The sequence below is a fragment of the Alcaligenes sp. 1735tsa3 genome, from assembly GCF_024134565.1.
Classification (GTDB): domain Bacteria; phylum Pseudomonadota; class Gammaproteobacteria; order Burkholderiales; family Burkholderiaceae_B; genus Alcaligenes; species Alcaligenes phenolicus.
Window position 1 is genome coordinate 1,732,565 of sequence record NZ_CP099862.1, and the last position, 17,244, is coordinate 1,749,808.

Here is a 17,244-nt window from a genome sequence, read left to right on the forward strand (position 1 = left end):
TCTGACGCAGTACTATGGCTGTTCGGGGGCGGGACTTGTTCCCGTCCTTTTACCATCCTGAAGTGAAATTTAAATTTATGTCCGAAAAGAAATCGGCCGACGAGAAAGTTCTGCATTGCTCGTTTTGCAATAAAAGCCAGCATGAGGTCAAGAAACTGATCGCTGGACCTTCGTCCGTGTTCATCTGCGACGAATGTATTGATCTGTGTACCGATATCATTCGTGACGAAGCTGCGGGCGCCACTCCTGATGGTGAACGTAAAGAATTGCCCACCCCCCAGGAAATCAAAGAGTTTCTGGATGGGTATGTCATTGGCCAGGAAATGCCCAAGCGCACCTTGGCCGTAGCGGTGTACAACCACTACAAGCGAATTCGTAGCGGCAAGGCAGGCCGTGACGATGTGGAACTGTCCAAAAGTAATATTTTGCTGATCGGGCCTACGGGTTCGGGCAAAACGCTGCTGGCCCAAACACTGGCCCGCATGCTGGATGTGCCTTTTGTGATGGCAGACGCCACCACACTGACCGAAGCCGGTTACGTGGGTGAGGACGTCGAGAACATTGTTCAAAAACTGCTGCAAAACTGCGATTACGATGTGGAAAAAGCGCAGCGCGCCATTATCTACATCGATGAAATCGATAAAATTTCCCGCAAGTCGGATAACCCTTCGATCACCCGCGACGTGTCGGGCGAGGGCGTGCAACAGGCGCTGCTCAAGCTGATCGAAGGTACAGTCGCTTCGGTTCCTCCGCAAGGTGGTCGCAAGCACCCGAACCAGGACTTTGTGCAGGTGGATACCACCAGCATTCTGTTCATCGTGGGCGGTGCTTTTGATGGCCTTGAAAAGGTGATTCGCGACCGTACAGAAAAATCCGGTATCGGTTTTTCTGCTTCCGTGAAAGCCAAGTCCGAACGAGGCGTGGGTGAGCTATTCTCTGAGGCCGAGCCCGAGGATCTGATCAAGTTTGGTCTGATTCCCGAGCTGGTGGGGCGTTTGCCTGTGGTCGCCACTCTGGAAGAGCTGCACGAAGACGCACTGATCCGCATTTTGACCGAGCCGCGCAATGCCTTGGTCAAGCAGTTCCAGAAGCTGCTGAGCATGGAAGGCGTAGAGCTGGAAGTTCAGCCCGAAGCCCTGCGTGCGGTAGCCCAGCGCGCCATCAAGCGTCGTACCGGCGCTCGCGGCCTGCGCAGTATTGTCGAGCAAGCGCTGCTGGACACCATGTACGAACTGCCTTCGCGTAAAGACGTCAGCAAAGTGGTGCTGACCGAGGACGCCATTGTCGGAAAGAGTAAACCCGAATTGATTTTGGGTCGTCCTTTGTCCGATAGTGAAGCCAGTGACACTGAGTCGCCCTTGAAAAACGCAGTAGCTTAGAGATATCTCCTCGTTTGTGTACTGTCTGGCTTTGGTCGGACAGGCGCAGGCGGGACAGGGCGACAGGCGAAGGTAAAGAGAAAGGAGTGGACCTATGAAGACCACCAGGCATAAGGGCTTGTCTCTCTTTAACTCTGTAAAGTTCTGTTCTAATGTTCGTTCGGCCTACTTGAAATATCAAAATTCGCCACAATCTGAGCTACAACAGGTTAAACCGTGAAAGGGAAGCCCAGGCTTCCCTTATGCGTCTAAGGACATTTATAGGAAATGACTATGTCTGCGAGCCAGATTCTTTCTACGGAACCTATTGAGCTGCCGCTGCTTCCCTTGCGCGATGTAGTGGTGTTCCCTCACATGGTGATTCCGCTTTTTGTTGGCCGGCCTCGCTCGATCAAAGCCCTTGAGCTGGCAATGGAGTCCGGCAACAACATTATGTTGGTGGCGCAAAAGTCCGCAGGCAAGGACGATCCCGCTCCCGAGGATCTCTACGAAATTGCGTGTGCGGCCAGTATTTTGCAAATGCTCAAGCTGCCCGACGGCACGGTAAAAGTGCTGGTGGAAGGCTTGCAGCGCGCTCGAATCACCCAGGTACAGGATGCCGAAACCCACTTCATGGCCTCGGTGGTCGAAGTGCCCGGCGACTCCGGTGATGCTGCTGAAACCGAAGCCCTGCGTCGTGCGGTGCTGGGTCAGTTCGAGCAGTACGTCAAACTGAATAAAAAAATCCCTCAGGAAATTCTGACTTCCCTGACCGGGATTGACGATGCTGGCCGTCTGGCCGATACCATCGCCGCTCATTTGCCTTTGAAGCTGGAACAAAAGCAGGGCATGCTGGAAACGCCCAAGGCTTTGGAGCGTCTGGAAAGCCTGCTGTCGCAACTGGAAGGCGAAATTGACATCTTGCAGGTCGAGAAGCGCATTCGCGGCCGTGTGAAAAAGCAGATGGAAAAGAGCCAGCGCGACTACTATCTGAACGAGCAGGTCAAGGCGATTCAGAAAGAGCTGGGCGAAGGCGAAGACGGCGCTGATGTTGAAGAGCTGGAAAAACGCATCGAGCAGGCTCAATTGAGCAAGGAAGCGCTCAAGAAAGCCGAATCGGAAATGAAGAAGCTCAAGCTGATGTCGCCGATGTCAGCCGAAGCAACCGTGGTGCGTAACTACATTGAAACGCTGGTTGGCCTGCCTTGGCGCAAAAAGAGCCGTATCAACAACTCCTTGAGCAATGCCGAGGAAGTGTTGGATGCGGACCACTTTGGTCTGGAAAAGGTCAAGGAACGTATTGTCGAGTACCTGGCTGTTCAGCAACGTGTCGACAAACTGAAGGCTCCAATCCTGTGTTTGGTTGGCCCTCCAGGCGTGGGTAAGACCTCGCTGGGGCAGTCCATTGCCAAGGCAACGAACCGCAAGTTCATTCGTATGGCTTTGGGTGGGGTGCGTGACGAGGCCGAGATTCGCGGTCACCGTCGTACCTACATCGGCTCCATGCCGGGCAAGGTGGTTCAGAACATGAGCAAGGTGGGTGTACGTAACCCGCTGTTCCTGCTGGACGAGATCGACAAGATGGGCGCGGATTTCCGTGGCGACCCATCCTCGGCACTGCTGGAAGTTCTGGACCCTGAACAAAACCACACCTTCCAGGATCACTACCTGGAAGTGGACTATGACTTGTCCGATGTGATGTTCGTGGCAACCAGCAACACCTTGAACATTCCACCGGCCCTGCTGGACCGTATGGAAGTGATTCGTCTGTCGGGTTATACCGAAGATGAGAAGGTGCGTATTGCTTTCGATTACCTCTTGCCCAAGCTGATGAAGAACAACGGCGTGCGCGATGGCGAGCTGGAAGTGACCGAAGATGCCGTGCGCGACATCGTGCGTTACTACACCCGTGAAGCGGGTGTACGATCCCTGGAACGTGAAATCAGCAAGATCTGCCGCAAGGTTGTTCGCAAGCTGTTGGTGGCCAATCCACAAGCCGGTACGCGTGCAGCTCGCAACAAAACACTGACCCAGGAAACCTTGGTCGTGAATGCGGCGAATCTGAACGATTACCTGGGTGTACGTCGTTTCTCCTTCGGCCTGGCCGAAAAAGAGAACAAGGTTGGCCTGGTTACCGGTCTGGCCTGGACCGAGGTGGGCGGTGAGTTGCTGACCATCGAAGTGGCCGATATGCCCGGTAAAGGCAATGTGCTGCGCACCGGCTCGATTGGCGATGTGATGAAAGAATCGGTCGAAGCGGCTCGTACGGTTGTGCGTTCGCGTGCTCAGAAGTGGGGCATTGCCAATAGCGTGTTTGAAAAGCGTGACCTGCACGTGCACTTTCCAGAAGGCGCTACGCCCAAGGATGGTCCATCGGCCGGTATCGCCATTACGACCGCTATCGTGTCCAGCCTGACGGGTATTCCGGTTCGTGCTGATGTGGCCATGACGGGTGAAATCACCTTGCGCGGCGAAGTTCTGCCTATCGGCGGCTTGAAAGAGAAGCTGTTGGCAGCGCAACGCGGCGGCATCAAAACCGTGATGATCCCGGAAGAAAACATCAAGGACCTGGCCGATATTCCAGATAACGTGAAAAACACGCTGGAGATCATCCCGGTGCGTTGGATTGACCGTGTACTGGAAGTGGCCCTGCAAGACGCTGTAACGCCCCTGAGCGACGAAGAAGTAGCTCGCCTGGCCGCTGAGGCCTTGGCAGCCACGCGTGCTGCTGGGGCGGGTTCTGAGTCCTTCAAGCACTAAGCATCAGCAGTAGTAAGCAAGCAGTGAAACAGGCTGCCTTGGGTTCAAGGTAGCCTGTTTACATTTTGCTCAGACTGATCGTGGCTTCGAGGTTAGCCATATTGACAGCAGTGGGAGCCAGATTTTTGGGCAATGATATTGAGGGAGTTGAGGGTCGCTAGCTTGCGCGAGGGGTTTACGGCTGCTCAAACCTGTATATCGGCATGCACTTCGACCAATAAAAAACCCCATGTACCAAACGGTATATGGGGTTTTTCTCTTGTCAGGAGCACCAAGCCTGTAAAACAGCTCTGGTGACCAAGAGAGAGGAAGCTTAATGCAGCGGGCTGGTACGAATCAGACCCACAGCAATGCCTTCCAAAGACAGGGAGTCCGGGTCGGTGATGATGATGGGTTCAAAGTCCGGGTTCTCGGGCAAGAGGACCACTTGATTGCTGGAGCGCGACAGGCGCTTGACGGTGACATCGTCGCCAATACGTACCACCACAATCTGCCCATTACGCGCTTCACTGGCTTTCTTGACGGCCAGCAGGTCGCCGTCAAAAATGCCCGCGTCTTTCATGCTCAGGCCGCGTACGCGCAGCAGGTAATCAGGCGTTTGGGTGAATAGGGTAGGGGCGACGCCAATCTCGCGCTCGATATGCTCGGTGGCCAAAATAGGGCTACCGGCAGCCACGCGACCAATAATGGGCAGCAAGAGGGCGTCAGCCAGATTGGCCAATGCGTTGCTGCTGGGAGCAGCACTTTCGCGGGTGTCCGTACCGAGCAGGCGTATGCCGCGCGAGGCGCCGGCAGTCAGCTCGATAGCGCCTTTGCGGGCCAGAGCTTTCAAATGATCTTCGGCCGCATTGGCGGATTTGAAACCCAGCACCTGAGCAATCTCTGCTCGAGTGGGAGGGAAACCCGTCCGTTCGATTTCAGAACGAATGATGTCCAGCACTTGTTGTTGGCGTGCAGTGAGCTTGGCGGTCATAGTATTGTCTGCTGAATATATATACAGTAAAGATTGTGCGTTACAGTTGGCGTTTTTGCAAGCGGTGAGGGCCCTAAAGGCTTAATTTTTGACCCTTCGGGCTGCTCAGGCAGACTGGGGCCAATCCTTGCGGTCCAGGGTGTACAGCACATGGGGGACGAGTTTGTGGCCTGCCGCTACACCGGGGTGATCAAAGGTACCAGCTTGCTCTGTCATGCCCAGGCGTTGCATGACGGTTTGCGAAGGCAGGTTCAACTGAGCGGTGTACGCCACAATTTGTTCCAGGCCCAGTTCGTCAAAACCAAAGTCCATGCAGGCTCGTGCCGCTTCGGTGGCATAGCCCTTGCCCCAGTACTCAGGCAGCAAACGCCAAAGAACTTCCACGCAAGGCTGAAAGTACAGATCGGCGGTCGGGCGGTTCAAGCCCACCATGCCAATGAAGGCCCCGTTTTCTTTCAGCTCGACTGCCCAGGGGCCCCAGCCATGCTCGTCAATCAGGCTTTGGCTGCGGTGGGCGATGGCATCGCTTTGCTCACGGTCCAGAGTGGCCGGATAAAAACGCAGCGCATGAGGATCGCTGTTCAAGCGGAAAAAGGGCTCCAGGTCGGAAGCTTTCCAGGGGCGCAGGAGTAGGCGTTCGGTGTTCAGGGAAATCGTGTCTGTCATGGTAGTGCTCCAAGGGCTGGAACGACAACGCCCTTCCGAAGAAGGGCGTTGGGGCTGTACTGAGGGACAGCTTACTTCAGGACTTGAGCGATGGCCTTGGCCACGACATCAATATTCTGGCTGTTCAATGCAGCAACGCAAATACGGCCGCTGCTGACAGCGTAAATGCCGTGTTCCTGGCGCAGGCGTTCGACTTGCTCGGCAGTCAGGCCGGAGTAGGAGAACATGCCGCGCTGTTGCAGCACGAAGTCAAAGTTTTGGGTAGCGCCGTGCTCTTTCAGCTTGGCAACCAGTTGGGCGCGCATTTCGCGGATGCGATCACGCATGCCGGCCAGTTCAGTCGCCCAGGTCTGGAACAGTTCAGGCGAGTTCAGTACCGTGGCCACAACCTTGCCACCGTGTGTGGGTGGGTTGGAGTAGTTGGTGCGAATCACACGCTTGACCTGGCTCAGTACGCGGGAGGTTTCGTCTTTGCTGGAAGTAACCAGGGTCAGGGCGCCAACGCGCTCGCCGTACAGCGAGAAGGACTTGGAGAACGAGGAGCTGATGAACATGGACAGGCCCAGCTTGGCAAACAGACGCACTACGCTGGCGTCTTCTTCCAGACCGGCGCCAAAGCCTTGGTAAGCGATGTCCAGGAAAGGAACCAGTTGACGTTCTTTGATCAGCTCGGCGATCTGGGCCCACTGTTCCATGCTGGGGTCCACGCCGGTCGGGTTGTGGCAGCAAGCGTGCAGGACCACGATGGACTGGGCCGGCATGGCACGCAGCGAGGCGATCATGCCGTCAAAGTTCAGGCCATGCGTAGCGGCATCGTAGTAAGCGTAGGTGTTGACCTTGAAGCCGGCGCGCTCGAACAGGGCGCGGTGGTTTTCCCAGCTTGGATCGCTGATGAAAACCTCGGACTGGGGCAGCAGTTGCTGCAGGAAGTCAGCACCGATTTTCAGCGCACCGGTACCGCCCAGGGATTGCACGGTCAAGGCGCGGCCTTCGGCAATGATGGGGGAATCGGCACCCAGCAACAGGGTTTGAGCACCCAGGTTGTAGGTATTGATCCCTTCGATAGGCAGGTAGCTGCGCGCGGCGGCTTTGCTCATCATGGCTTCCTCAGCCTTTTGAACAGCCTGCAAAATCGGGATACGCCCTTGATCGTCGTAGTAAACACCGACCCCCAGATTAACTTTGCCGCTGCGTTCGTCGGCATTGTATTGTTCGTTCAAACCCAAAATAGGGTCGCGTGGAGCCAGTTCGACGGTTTCGAAGAGCGATGTCATGATGATATGGGGGCGTTAGTGCAGAAAGGTAGAAAAACAAAGCATTAATGTGATAATACGGGCTTACCCTAAAGTGTGTCTAGCATGAAATTTGAGCCTGCCTTTCAAGAATTTCCGGGGAGTTCCTTCAAACTTTTCCAACCTTATTTGCCTGCTGGCGACCAGCCTGCGGCGATTGAGCAGTTGGTTGAGGGGATTGATGATGGCTTGATGTACCAGACCCTTTTGGGGGTAACGGGCTCGGGCAAGACCTATACGATGGCGAACATTATTGCTCGCACCGGGCGTCCGGCCATTGTTCTCGCGCCCAATAAAACCCTGGCGGCGCAGTTGTACGCCGAGATGCGCGAGTTCTTTCCACGCAACGCCGTGGAGTACTTCGTGTCTTACTACGATTACTACCAGCCCGAGGCCTATGTGCCATCGCGCGATCTGTTTATTGAAAAGGACTCGTCCATCAATGAACACATCGAGCAGATGCGTTTGTCGGCCACCAAAAGCCTGCTGGAGCGGCCGGACACCATTATTGTGGGCACTGTGTCCTGCATTTACGGTATCGGTAATCCTGGCGACTACCATGCGATGGTGCTGACGTTGCGCAAGGGCGACCGTATTGCCCGGCAGGAGCTGCTGGCGCGTCTGGTCGCCATGCAGTACGAGCGTAACGATCTGGATTTTCAGCGTGGGATATTCCGCGCTCGTGGTGAAGTGGTCGATATTTTCCCGGCAGAAAACGCGGAGCTGGCCTTGCGAGTCAGCCTGTTTGATGACGAGATTGAAGAGCTGGAGTTGTTCGATCCGCTGACAGGCAAGGTCGTGCAGAAGCTGAACCGCTTTACCGTGTTCCCTAGCTCGCATTATGTGACGCCACGCGAAACCGTGTTGAGGGCGATTGAAACCATCAAGCTCGAACTGCGCGAGCGTCTGGAATTTCTGACACGGGAAGGGCATTTGGTTGAAGCTCAACGCCTGGAGCAGCGCACCCGTTTTGATCTGGAAATGCTGCAGGAGCTGGGCTTTTGCAAAGGCATCGAGAACTACTCTCGCCACTTGTCAGGAGCAGCGCCTGGCGATCCGCCGCCGACACTGATCGACTACCTGCCGCGTAACTCCCTGATGTTTATCGACGAAAGCCACGTCACTATCGGGCAGTTGGGCGCCATGTATCGCGGTGACCGCTCGCGTAAAGAAACCCTGGTGCAGTTCGGTTTCCGCCTGCCTTCGGCCATGGATAACCGGCCTTTGAAACTGGAAGAGTTCGAACGCCGTATGCCGCAAACCGTGTTCGTGTCGGCTACACCCGCTGCCTACGAGCAAGAGCATGCAGACAATGTGGTTGAACAGGTGGTGCGACCTACTGGACTGGTGGACCCGGAAATCGAGGTTCGCCCGGCTACCACGCAGGTCGATGACTTGCTGGGTGAAATCAAGCTGCGTACTGCGCAGGAAGACCGTGTATTGGTGACGACGCTGACCAAGCGCATGTCAGAGGATCTGACCGAATACTTGTCAGAGAACGGTATTCGTGTGCGCTACTTGCACTCGGACATTGATACGGTGGAACGGGCCGAGATTATCCGGGATCTGCGTCTGGGCGTCTTCGATGTGCTGGTCGGGATCAACCTGCTGCGTGAGGGGCTGGATTTGCCCGAAGTGTCTCTGGTGGCGATTCTTGATGCGGACAAGGAAGGCTTCCTGCGTTCGGAGCGCAGCCTGATTCAAACCATAGGTCGGGCAGCGCGTAACCTGAACGGTAAAGCCATTCTGTATGCCGACAGAATGACGGACTCCATGCACCGCGCTATCGAAGAAACCGAGCGCCGTCGTGCCAAGCAGATCGCCTTTAACGAAGAGCACGGTATTACGCCGCGCGGCGTGAACAAGGCCGTCCGTGAGTTGATTGATGGTGTTGTTGCCTCGGATCCAACTGCCAGCTTGCGCGAGGATGTGCCGGACGAGTTGATTCGCGACGAGAAGGCCGCTGCACGCGAGATCAAGCGTCTGGAAAAAGAGATGATGGACCACGCCCGCAACCTGGAGTTCGAGCAAGCGGCAGCCGCGCGCGACAAGTTGCAAAGACTGAAGGCCAAACTGCTGATGGCTTGATGGTTGTTGTGTATTTGCAACTAAAGCTGGACGAAAGCTCAGAAAAAACACCGTTCTGCTACCGGCTTTCATCACTCGGGTGTATTGCTTGATTTATCTCATCTCGAGAAAGTGGTGTATCCGCTAAGCAAAGGTTGCTGCGCCTTTGGTTTATTCCAAACTTCAAGCAGCTGCGACCGGTTCTTATTGGCAGCTCCCAAACGATACGGATTTACTGTTTTCAAGGCGATTTTCGGGGTCTGTTTTCACCCCGGTTTCATCTTGCCTTATTTGGGGTTTTCCCGCAGACTTTGACGCATTATGAGTAAGGTTCTGTTTGTCTGTACAGGGAATATTTGCCGCTCCCCCAGCGCCGAAGGTGTCTTGCGCCAACTGGTCGACCAGGCCAGTTTGTCGGAGGCTATTTTGGTGGATTCAGCCGCCACGCATGGCTTTCATGTTGGCGAGCATCCTGACACACGCGCACAGATAGCCGCTCGTAAACGCGGTTATGACATCTCTACCTATCAGGCCCGACAGGTCCAGCGCGAGGACTTTCGCAACTTCGACCTTATCTTGAGCATGGACTGGGAAAACCACGCTGCCTTGCAGCAAATGTGTCCTCCCATTTATCGTCACAAGCTCATGCTGCTGATGCGCTTTGCCACTGACTATGAAGCGGCTACCGTGCCCGATCCTTATTATGGCGGCCAGGATGGCTTTAATAAGGTCATGGACTATATCGAAGATGCCTGCCAGGGCGTGTTCGAACTGGTTCGCAAGCGCGTCCCCAATTACCGTGCTGCCTGAGTGGCTACATAACACTTCAGTATAAGTGTAAAAACACACGCTCAAGCACGGTAGTTTCCCCTGTATTTGCTATACTGGACCAAATTGGTCGGATTTGCCGTTGGCAGTCCGGCCGCTTTCGCCTTTGGCAAGGAAACTATCATGCGTTTGACGACAAAAGGGCGTTTCGCCGTAACCGCGATGATCGATCTTGCGCTGCGCCAGCAAAGTGGACCGGTGACGCTCGCAGGCATCAGCCAGCGACAGGGTATCTCGCTCTCGTATCTTGAACAGTTGTTTGGCAAGTTGCGCCGCCATGAACTGGTCGATAGTGTGCGTGGTCCGGGTGGTGGCTATACGCTTGCGCGTCTGGCTCGCCACATCACCGTTGCTGACATTGTGTTTGCGGTCGATGAGCCCGTTGATGCCACCCAATGCGGTGGCAAGGGTAATTGCAAGCAGGGCACAAACGGGCAGAAAGGCGAGTGCATGACTCACGAGCTTTGGGCGACGCTTAGTCGTAAAATGGTCGATTATCTGGATTCTGTCTCGCTACAGGACTTGGTTGATCAGCAGCGTCTGCGTCAGCTCAAGTTGGCCGCTCAGGAAGCCGGCCAGCCAGAAGAATGTACTTTGTAGTGGGCAAGATCCGCTACTGACCCGGAGTTTTGTATGAGTCGCGCTCAGCGTATCTATATGGATTATGCCGCCACTACACCGGTAGACCCGCGTGTGGCCGACAGCATGATTCCCTGGTTGACGGAACGATTTGGCAATCCGGCCTCCAGCAGCCATCCCTATGGGTGGGATGCGGAAGAGGCCGTGGACCAGGCACGCCGTCAGGTTGCCGCTTTGGTAGGGGCAGAGCCGCGTGAAATTGTCTGGACCTCCGGTGCTACCGAAGCCATCAATCTGGCGTTAAAAGGTGCCGCGCAGTTTTATCAGTCCAAGGGCCGCCATATTATTACCGTCCGTACGGAACACAAGGCCGTGCTGGATACCTGTCTGGCCTTGCAGGACGAAGGGTTTGAAGTCACCTTTCTGGATGTCCTGCCCAGTGGTCTGATTGATCCTCAGGCGTTTGAACAAGCCATTCGCCCCGACACCATCCTGGCCTCGGTCATGTTGGTGAATAACGAAATTGGCGTGATTCAAGATGTGCAGGCCCTGGGGGCAATGTGCCGGGAGCACAAGGTGCTGTTCCATGTGGACGCCGCCCAGGCCACCGGCAAGGTGGCGATCAATCTGCAGGAGTGGCCGGTGGATTTGATGTCCATGTCTGCCCACAAGACTTACGGTCCCAAAGGAATCGGTGCCTTGTATATCCGTCGTAAACCGGCGGTGCGCCTGAAAGCGCAGATTCACGGTGGCGGCCACGAACGCGGGTTTCGCTCCGGTACGCTGGCCACTCATCAGATCGTGGGCATGGGGCGTGCTTTTGAACTGGCTGCGCAGGAAATGGACCTAGACAATCAGCGCATCACCGCGCTGCGAGATCGTCTATGGGCCGGCCTGCAGTCTATCCCTGATCTGTTCCTGAATGGCACCTTGGATCAGCGCGTGCCCCACAACCTGAACATCAGCGTGGATCACATCGAGGGCGAAGCTCTGATGATGGCTCTGACAGATTTGGCAGTGTCCAGTGGCTCGGCCTGTACCTCGGCCAGCCTGGAACCGTCCTACGTATTGACGGCTCTGGGTCGTAGTGATCAGTTGGCGCACAGTTCCCTGCGCTTGAGTCTGGGCCGTTTCACGACCGAGCAGGATATTGATGACACGATTGCGGCCATCCGTCGTGTGGTTGAACAATTGCGGGCCATCTCTCCCTTGTGGAGCGAGCCTGCTTCGGAGCAGTTCGCGCAATGATATATAGTGACGCTGTCATGGAGCATTTCCTGCACCCGCGTCATGTGGGTGTCATGAACAGCAGTGATGCTGACGTAGGTACAGGGGAAGCGGGAAGTCACGAAACCGGGGCCTTGATTCGCATCCAGCTCAAGGTATCGGAGCAGGGCCAGATTCAGGATAGCTGTTTCAAGGCTTATGGCTGTGGCTGTACCATCGCTTCCGCCTCGTTTGCGACACAGTGGCTGCAAGGTCGCAGTCTGGAGCAGGCAGCTCAGTTCTCGTCTACAGATGTGCAGCAAGCGCTGGAATTGCCGCCGGTCAAAGTGCATTGTGCTTTGTTGGCCCAGGAGGCGGTTCAGGCCGCTATTGCCTCGGTACAGAACAAAGGCGCGTTTTAGTTGTCCAAGCCTGAAGGCTGAATATTCTTTCAGGTTTATAGAAAGGAAAAGATTATGTCTATTTCTCTTACTCAGCCCGCCGCAGAACATATCCAGCGTCATTTGAAAAAACGCGGGGGCGGTTTGGGGCTACGTTTGGGTGTACGTCTGACCGGTTGCTCGGGTCTGGCCTACAAGCTGGATTTTGTTGATGAGCCGGTTGAAGGCGATCAACTGTTTGAAGAGCACGGCGTTAAACTGTTTGTTGATCCTAAAAGCCTGCCCTTTATTGACGGCACGCGTCTGGATTATGGCCGTGATGGCCTCAATGAAGGTTTCAAGTTCATCAATCCAAACGAGAAAGCCTCCTGCGGGTGTGGCGAATCGTTTACCGTGTAGGAACTCATGTCATTACGTTTCGGTTTGGCGGCCAATCAATTGCACCATGATTCGGCAGATGCGGCTTTGTTTCAGTGGTTGCGGCGCTCAGCCAGCGGTATTCGCGAATTGGAAGTTGAGCTTTACACGGTCGGTCGTACCTGTAATGCCATCGAGCGGTCGGGCCTGCTGGAAGGCTATGGCGGCCTGGTTCGCTATCCCTATGGTCGTGATGGCGGCTTGATGAAGCTGGTGGCCCGGGTCACGCAAAGCCCGGATGGTACACCGCCTTTTGATGGCGCCATTTACCTGATTGACCCGGTAGACCCTTCCTCCATTTTTCCGGAAGCACTGGCGCTCAAGCGCCAATGCATCACGCATGGCCGTCCTTTCATTTCTACCTTGATGGGTGCAATTGAATGGATTGAAGTGGAGCGTGTCAGCCGCGGTTTGTGGCCCGATTCCAGCTGCAAACGTATTTTTGACTTCCCTAATCAAACCTTGGCCATGATTGCGCACGATGCACTCAAGGACAAGATGATTGAGTTTGCCGACAAGCACTTTGATCTGCTGTCTCGCTTTGGCCAACGCGTGGGAACTGGGACGACAAGCCGCTTGTTGAATGAGCTGGCCTGGTCTAAAGGTTGGCCCAAGGACACACCCTGGATTCAGTCTTACCTGAGTGGTCCTTTGGGTGGCGATGCACAAATTGCCGAGCTGGTGCTGGAAAATCGTTGTCAACGCGTCATCTTCTTTGAAGACCCGCACGTTGCGCGTCAGCACGAGGCTGACATCCAGCTGCTGGAGCGTGCGGTGCGCGTGGTGGCAGACAAGGCTTCGTGTTTTTCTTCGCCTGAGGTAGCTCATAAATGGGCACAGGCGGTGATGCGTTTGCCGGTGGATTAATTGCCTGCAAATCGTACTCGCAGCACAGGTGCAACACGGTGAAGCTATGAACCTGGATTCGCAATAAAAAGAGGACGCTTTCGAGCGTCCTTTTTTGTTTCGGCATGACGTGTTGCTGAGCAAGTTTTCAGACTGCGCAAAAGTCGTTGATAGCTGCTTTAGCAGCGGTCGGGACGGGGGCTGCTTGATTCGCGCATGGGGGCTCTCTAGACTACAGTTCGTGATTGGCAAGCACTGCAAACACAATGTCGCCTGATCAATGGGCAGTCTGTGGATACTGGAGGTAGGCTTGAATCGACGCATGATCTTGAAAGCGACCGGCGCGGGTATCGCCGCCCGGCTTGGTGTTCCTGTTTCTTCTCTGGGTGCTATGTTTGCCACGGCTCCGGCACGTGCGCAGCAGGCCGATACGTTTCCCTCCGGGCCTGTGCGTATTGTTGTTCCGGTGAATCCGGGCGGCAACGCTGACCGTATCGCACGGATGCTCGCGCAAAATCTTGCCAAATTGTGGCAACAAACGGTGATTGTGGATAATGTGCCCGGCGCTCACACCAGCCTTGGCGTCAACCGGGTAGTTCGTGCAGCCCCAAACGGGCATACGCTCTTGTCTAGCGGGGATCAGCTTGCGATCAACGCTGCCCTCGGTCGCAAGCTGCCCTATAGCGAGACGGAGGTCCGTGGCGTGACCCGCACTATTGTTAATTCGCAGGTGCTGGTGGTGCGTCCTGGTCTGGGCGTTAAGCACTTTGATGACTACGTGGCACTTCTTAAACGTCAGCCTGGCGAAGTATCTGCAGCGCTGCCGATTGGTTACGGCAGTATTTATCATCTGGCCGTCGAGATGCTTAACCAGCGTTTGGGTACGCAAACCAATAACATTCCCTACGCGGGAGGGGCCCCCGCTATGTTGGACATACTGGGCGGGCATGTTGACGGAGCACTTATTGATATCTCTGGAACAATCCAGAACATTCAGAAGCGTGAGCTCATCCCTCTGGCGGTGACCTCGCCGGAGCGCTCGAAGGTTTTACCGGATGTTCCCACTTTTCATGAGTTGGGTGTTTCTGATTTCGTGATCGAAAGCTGGCAGGGCGTCTTTGTGCCACGTGCCACGCCGGATGAGGTGGTTGAGGTGTTAAATCGCGATATTACGGCTGTACTGCATTCGCGCGAATTTGCTGAGCCATTGGAGGAGCAGGGCTTTGTGATCGCGCCTGGTTCGGCTGAGTCTCTGGATCAGATCGTGGCACGTGATATTGCCCTGTTTCGTAAAGTGGCGGCAACTGCTGGCATTAAGCCCGAATGAAGTCTGCCCTTACAGGTGTAGGGCTGGCTAATAATGAGATTGGAGCGGGAGTTTGTTCAGGGACCGGGCAGAATAGCTGCGTATCTGCGTATCTGCGTATCTGCGTATCTGCGTATCTGCGTATCTGCGTATCTGCGTATCTGCGTATCTGCGTATCTGCGTATCTGCGTATCTGCGTATGTGTATGCGGGGGCGAGGATGCATAAAAAAACGCGCGGTCTTGACCGCGCGTTTTTCTGTCTTGAGACTGATTAGTCCTCGCGACGCAGGTGCGGGAACAGGATCACGTCACGGATAGCAGGGCTATCGGTCAGCAACATGACCAGTCGGTCGATACCGATACCGCAGCCGCCTGTAGGGGGCATGCCGTATTCCAGCGCACGGATGTAGTCCGCGTCATAGAACATGGCTTCTTCGTCGCCAGCGTCCTTGGCCTGAACCTGGGCCTGGAAACGTGCGGCTTGATCTTCAGGATCGTTCAACTCCGAGAAACCATTGGCAATTTCGCGACCAGTAATGAACAGCTCAAAGCGTTCGGTAATGCCTTCCTGGGTGTCCGAGGCGCGTGCCAGTGGCGACACTTCCACGGGGTAGTCCACGATGAAGGTAGGGTGCCACAGCTTGGATTCTGCAGTTTCTTCAAACAGAGCCAGTTGCAAGGCACCCAGGCCGGCATCACGCAGTGGCGGCGAGTTCACGTCCACTTTCAGGCGAGCCAGTTCGGTACGCAAGAACTGGATGTCTTCCAGTTGCTCGATCTGGTAGGAAGGAGCGTACTTCATGATGGCGCCGGTAATGGTCAGGCGATCAAAAGGCAGGCTCAGATCCAGTTCGCGTTCCTGGTACTGCAGGGTAGCGGTACCACGGGCGCTGATCGCGGCTTCGCGTATCAGGTTTTCGGTGAAGTCCATCAGCCACTGGTAATCCGTGTAGGCTGCGTAGAACTCCATCATGGTGAATTCGGGGTTGTGACGAGGGCTGACGCCTTCGTTACGGAAGTTGCGGTTGATCTCGAACACGCGCTCGAAACCGCCCACGATCAAACGCTTCAGGTACAGCTCGGGAGCAATACGCAGGTACATTTCCATGTCCAGCGCATTGTGGTGGGTCACAAAGGGTTTGGCCGATGCGCCACCCGGAATGGGGTGCAGCATGGGGGTTTCCACTTCCAGGAAGTTGGCCTGGGCCATGTGCTGGCGCAGGCTGCTCATGACCTTGCTGCGGGCCAGGAAGGTTTGACGGGTGTCTTCACCCATGATCAGGTCTACGTAGCGCTGACGGTACTTCAATTCCTGGTCAGCCAGACCGTGGAATTTGTCGGGCAGGGGGCGCAGGGACTTGGCCAGCAGGCGCACGCTGGAAGCATGTACGGACAGCTCGCCCTTATTGGTTTTGAAGACTGTGCCTTCCACGGCCAGGATGTCACCGATATCCCAGCCCTTGAATTCCGCGTAGTTTTCTTCGCCCAGTGCGGCTTTGTCCAGGTAAATCTGGATGCGGCCGGAAGCATCTTGCAGTGTGGCAAAACTGGCTTTACCCATGACACGCTTGAGCATCATGCGGCCAGCTACTTTCACGACTTTATTGGTTGCAGCCAGGGCATCCTTGTCCTGCTCGCCGTACTGGCTGTGCAGCTCGGCAGCGTGGGCGTCAGGGCGAAAATCGTTGGGGTAGGCGATGCCGTTTTCGCGCAGGCGGTCCAGTTTGGAACGACGCTCGGCGATCAGGCGGTTTTCGTCTACGACGGGGGCGGAAGTGTCTAGCGGTTCAGTCATTGTGTCAGTACTTATTCGTAGTGGCGGATGTCATCCAGGACGTGCTGGCCAAAATCCGGGCTGTTCAGGTGGCGCAAAATGCGCTCGGCCGTATCGTCCGGGCTGCTTAGCTGACCTTGTTGATGCAGGTCGATAAAGCGGCTCAGGTTCGGGAACTGGTCGCGGGATTGGCTACGGATATGGCCTTGCATATCGGTATCGACCACGCCAGGGGCCAGAGAGCAAACGGCCAGCTCGGGATTCTCCAGCTTCAGGGTTTGCGTATAAAAATCCAGCGCTGCCTTGCTGCAGCCGTACACGGCCCAGCCCGAGACGGGTTTGCGGCCAGCACCAGAGGATATATTGAGCACCTGGCGTTGGGCATCCTTGGGGGCGCCTTGCAAGAAGGCGGCGGTCAGGCTCATGACACTGGCGACATTCAATTGCAGCGCCTGTGTAATGGCCTGGGCATCGAGCAGGTGGCTGGCCTGCCCAACGGGATCAACCGTGCCCGCATTATTAATGAGGACGTAGCGTTGAGCCTGTGTCTGGCTGATCAAGGCTTGCAGAGCCTTGGCAGCCTGTTGTGCGCCTTCCGCGCTGGCCAGATCCACTTGCAGATGTTGATGAGCCCCTTGGGGCGCACCCAGTTGCAGTTCGCTGCGGGCCAAAGTGATCAACTGATGGCCAGCGGCCAGTGCCTGACGTGCCAGGGACAAGCCCAGACCGCGAGAGGCACCGCTTAGAACAGTCAGCGTGGAAGTGTGCAT

General features: G+C 55.7%; 15 protein-coding genes. 10 read left to right on the forward strand and 5 right to left on the reverse strand.

Annotation, left to right across the window (positions count from 1 at the left end):
* Window positions 1–77: 77 nt before the first annotated feature.
* On the forward strand, window positions 78–1,379 hold the full coding sequence (gene clpX / locus NIZ92_RS08000) for an ATP-dependent Clp protease ATP-binding subunit ClpX (protein WP_009459099.1): 1,302 nt from the start codon (window positions 78–80) through the stop codon (window positions 1,377–1,379).
* A gap of 273 nt (window positions 1,380–1,652) precedes the next feature.
* Window positions 1,653–4,118 carry an endopeptidase La gene (lon, locus tag NIZ92_RS08005; RefSeq protein ID WP_009459101.1) on the forward strand — a complete coding sequence of 822 codons (2,466 nt, stop codon included), beginning with the start codon at window positions 1,653–1,655 and terminating at the stop codon, window positions 4,116–4,118.
* Between the two features lie 313 nt (window positions 4,119–4,431).
* On the opposite strand, the gene lexA is transcribed toward lon, so the two are convergent.
* From lexA to NIZ92_RS08020, 3 genes are all read right to left on the reverse strand, one after another.
* Window positions 4,432–5,091, reverse strand: a complete 660-nt coding sequence (gene lexA / locus NIZ92_RS08010; RefSeq protein WP_009459104.1) for a transcriptional repressor LexA — start codon at window positions 5,089–5,091, stop codon at window positions 4,432–4,434.
* A 105-nt stretch (window positions 5,092–5,196) separates the two neighbouring features.
* Window positions 5,197–5,757: a GNAT family N-acetyltransferase gene (locus NIZ92_RS08015; RefSeq protein ID WP_254003043.1), complete on the reverse strand. Its 561-nt coding sequence runs from the start codon at window positions 5,755–5,757 to the stop codon at window positions 5,197–5,199.
* 71 nt (window positions 5,758–5,828) lie between these two features.
* Window positions 5,829–7,031, reverse strand: a complete 1,203-nt coding sequence (locus NIZ92_RS08020; protein WP_254003044.1) for an amino acid aminotransferase — start codon at window positions 7,029–7,031, stop codon at window positions 5,829–5,831.
* Window positions 7,032–7,115: 84 nt separating this feature from the next.
* Between NIZ92_RS08020 and uvrB the strand changes: the two genes are divergently transcribed.
* The 8 genes from uvrB (at window position 7,116) to NIZ92_RS08060 (ending at window position 14,720) form a co-directional block, all read left to right on the forward strand.
* Entirely contained in the window at window positions 7,116–9,137 is a 2,022-nt protein-coding gene (gene uvrB, locus NIZ92_RS08025) for an excinuclease ABC subunit UvrB (protein WP_009459107.1), read from the forward strand.
* A gap of 297 nt (window positions 9,138–9,434) precedes the next feature.
* Window positions 9,435–9,926: a low molecular weight protein-tyrosine-phosphatase gene (locus NIZ92_RS08030; RefSeq protein WP_026482840.1), complete on the forward strand. Its 492-nt coding sequence runs from the start codon at window positions 9,435–9,437 to the stop codon at window positions 9,924–9,926.
* Between the two features lie 141 nt (window positions 9,927–10,067).
* Entirely contained in the window at window positions 10,068–10,544 is a 477-nt protein-coding gene (gene iscR, locus NIZ92_RS08035) for a Fe-S cluster assembly transcriptional regulator IscR (protein WP_021446710.1), read from the forward strand.
* A 33-nt stretch (window positions 10,545–10,577) separates the two neighbouring features.
* Window positions 10,578–11,771 carry an IscS subfamily cysteine desulfurase gene (locus tag NIZ92_RS08040; protein ID WP_035268115.1) on the forward strand — a complete coding sequence of 398 codons (1,194 nt, stop codon included), beginning with the start codon at window positions 10,578–10,580 and terminating at the stop codon, window positions 11,769–11,771.
* Window positions 11,768–12,151 (forward strand): iron-sulfur cluster scaffold-like protein, encoded by a 384-nt coding sequence (locus NIZ92_RS08045; RefSeq protein WP_035268113.1) that lies wholly within the window; start codon window positions 11,768–11,770, stop codon window positions 12,149–12,151. Before NIZ92_RS08040 ends, NIZ92_RS08045 begins: the two co-directional genes overlap by 4 nt.
* 54 nt (window positions 12,152–12,205) lie before the next feature.
* Window positions 12,206–12,529: an iron-sulfur cluster assembly accessory protein gene (locus tag NIZ92_RS08050; protein WP_003801383.1), complete on the forward strand. Its 324-nt coding sequence runs from the start codon at window positions 12,206–12,208 to the stop codon at window positions 12,527–12,529.
* A 6-nt stretch (window positions 12,530–12,535) separates the two neighbouring features.
* Window positions 12,536–13,414, forward strand: coding sequence for a methylglyoxal synthase (locus NIZ92_RS08055; protein ID WP_026482837.1), 879 nt, complete (start codon window positions 12,536–12,538; stop codon window positions 13,412–13,414).
* A gap of 289 nt (window positions 13,415–13,703) precedes the next feature.
* On the forward strand, window positions 13,704–14,720 hold the full coding sequence (locus NIZ92_RS08060; RefSeq protein ID WP_226349283.1) for a tripartite tricarboxylate transporter substrate binding protein: 1,017 nt from the start codon (window positions 13,704–13,706) through the stop codon (window positions 14,718–14,720).
* 251 nt (window positions 14,721–14,971) lie between these two features.
* Here the strand turns inward: NIZ92_RS08060 and lysS are convergent, their stop codons facing one another.
* Window positions 14,972–16,495, reverse strand: a complete 1,524-nt coding sequence (lysS, locus tag NIZ92_RS08065; RefSeq protein WP_035268111.1) for a lysine--tRNA ligase — start codon at window positions 16,493–16,495, stop codon at window positions 14,972–14,974.
* 11 nt (window positions 16,496–16,506) lie between these two features.
* Entirely contained in the window at window positions 16,507–17,244 is a 738-nt protein-coding gene (locus NIZ92_RS08070; protein ID WP_254003045.1) for an SDR family NAD(P)-dependent oxidoreductase, read from the reverse strand.

Coding starts and splice junctions, on each gene's coding strand:
- NIZ92_RS08015 (WP_254003043.1), bottom strand. CDS start 5,757: ATGACAGACACGATTTCCCTGAACACCGAACGCCTACTCCTGCGCCCC.
- lon (WP_009459101.1), top strand. CDS start 1,653: ATGTCTGCGAGCCAGATTCTTTCTACGGAACCTATTGAGCTGCCGCTG.
- NIZ92_RS08020 (WP_254003044.1), bottom strand. CDS start 7,031: ATGACATCGCTCTTCGAAACCGTCGAACTGGCTCCACGCGACCCTATT.
- iscR (WP_021446710.1), top strand. CDS start 10,068: ATGCGTTTGACGACAAAAGGGCGTTTCGCCGTAACCGCGATGATCGAT.
- NIZ92_RS08045 (WP_035268113.1), top strand. CDS start 11,768: ATGATATATAGTGACGCTGTCATGGAGCATTTCCTGCACCCGCGTCAT.
- NIZ92_RS08055 (WP_026482837.1), top strand. CDS start 12,536: ATGTCATTACGTTTCGGTTTGGCGGCCAATCAATTGCACCATGATTCG.
- uvrB (WP_009459107.1), top strand. CDS start 7,116: ATGAAATTTGAGCCTGCCTTTCAAGAATTTCCGGGGAGTTCCTTCAAA.
- clpX (WP_009459099.1), top strand. CDS start 78: ATGTCCGAAAAGAAATCGGCCGACGAGAAAGTTCTGCATTGCTCGTTT.
- lexA (WP_009459104.1), bottom strand. CDS start 5,091: ATGACCGCCAAGCTCACTGCACGCCAACAACAAGTGCTGGACATCATT.
- NIZ92_RS08040 (WP_035268115.1), top strand. CDS start 10,578: ATGAGTCGCGCTCAGCGTATCTATATGGATTATGCCGCCACTACACCG.
- NIZ92_RS08070 (WP_254003045.1), bottom strand. CDS start 17,244: ATGCACACTTCCACGCTGACTGTTCTAAGCGGTGCCTCTCGCGGTCTG.
- NIZ92_RS08050 (WP_003801383.1), top strand. CDS start 12,206: ATGTCTATTTCTCTTACTCAGCCCGCCGCAGAACATATCCAGCGTCAT.
- lysS (WP_035268111.1), bottom strand. CDS start 16,495: ATGACTGAACCGCTAGACACTTCCGCCCCCGTCGTAGACGAAAACCGC.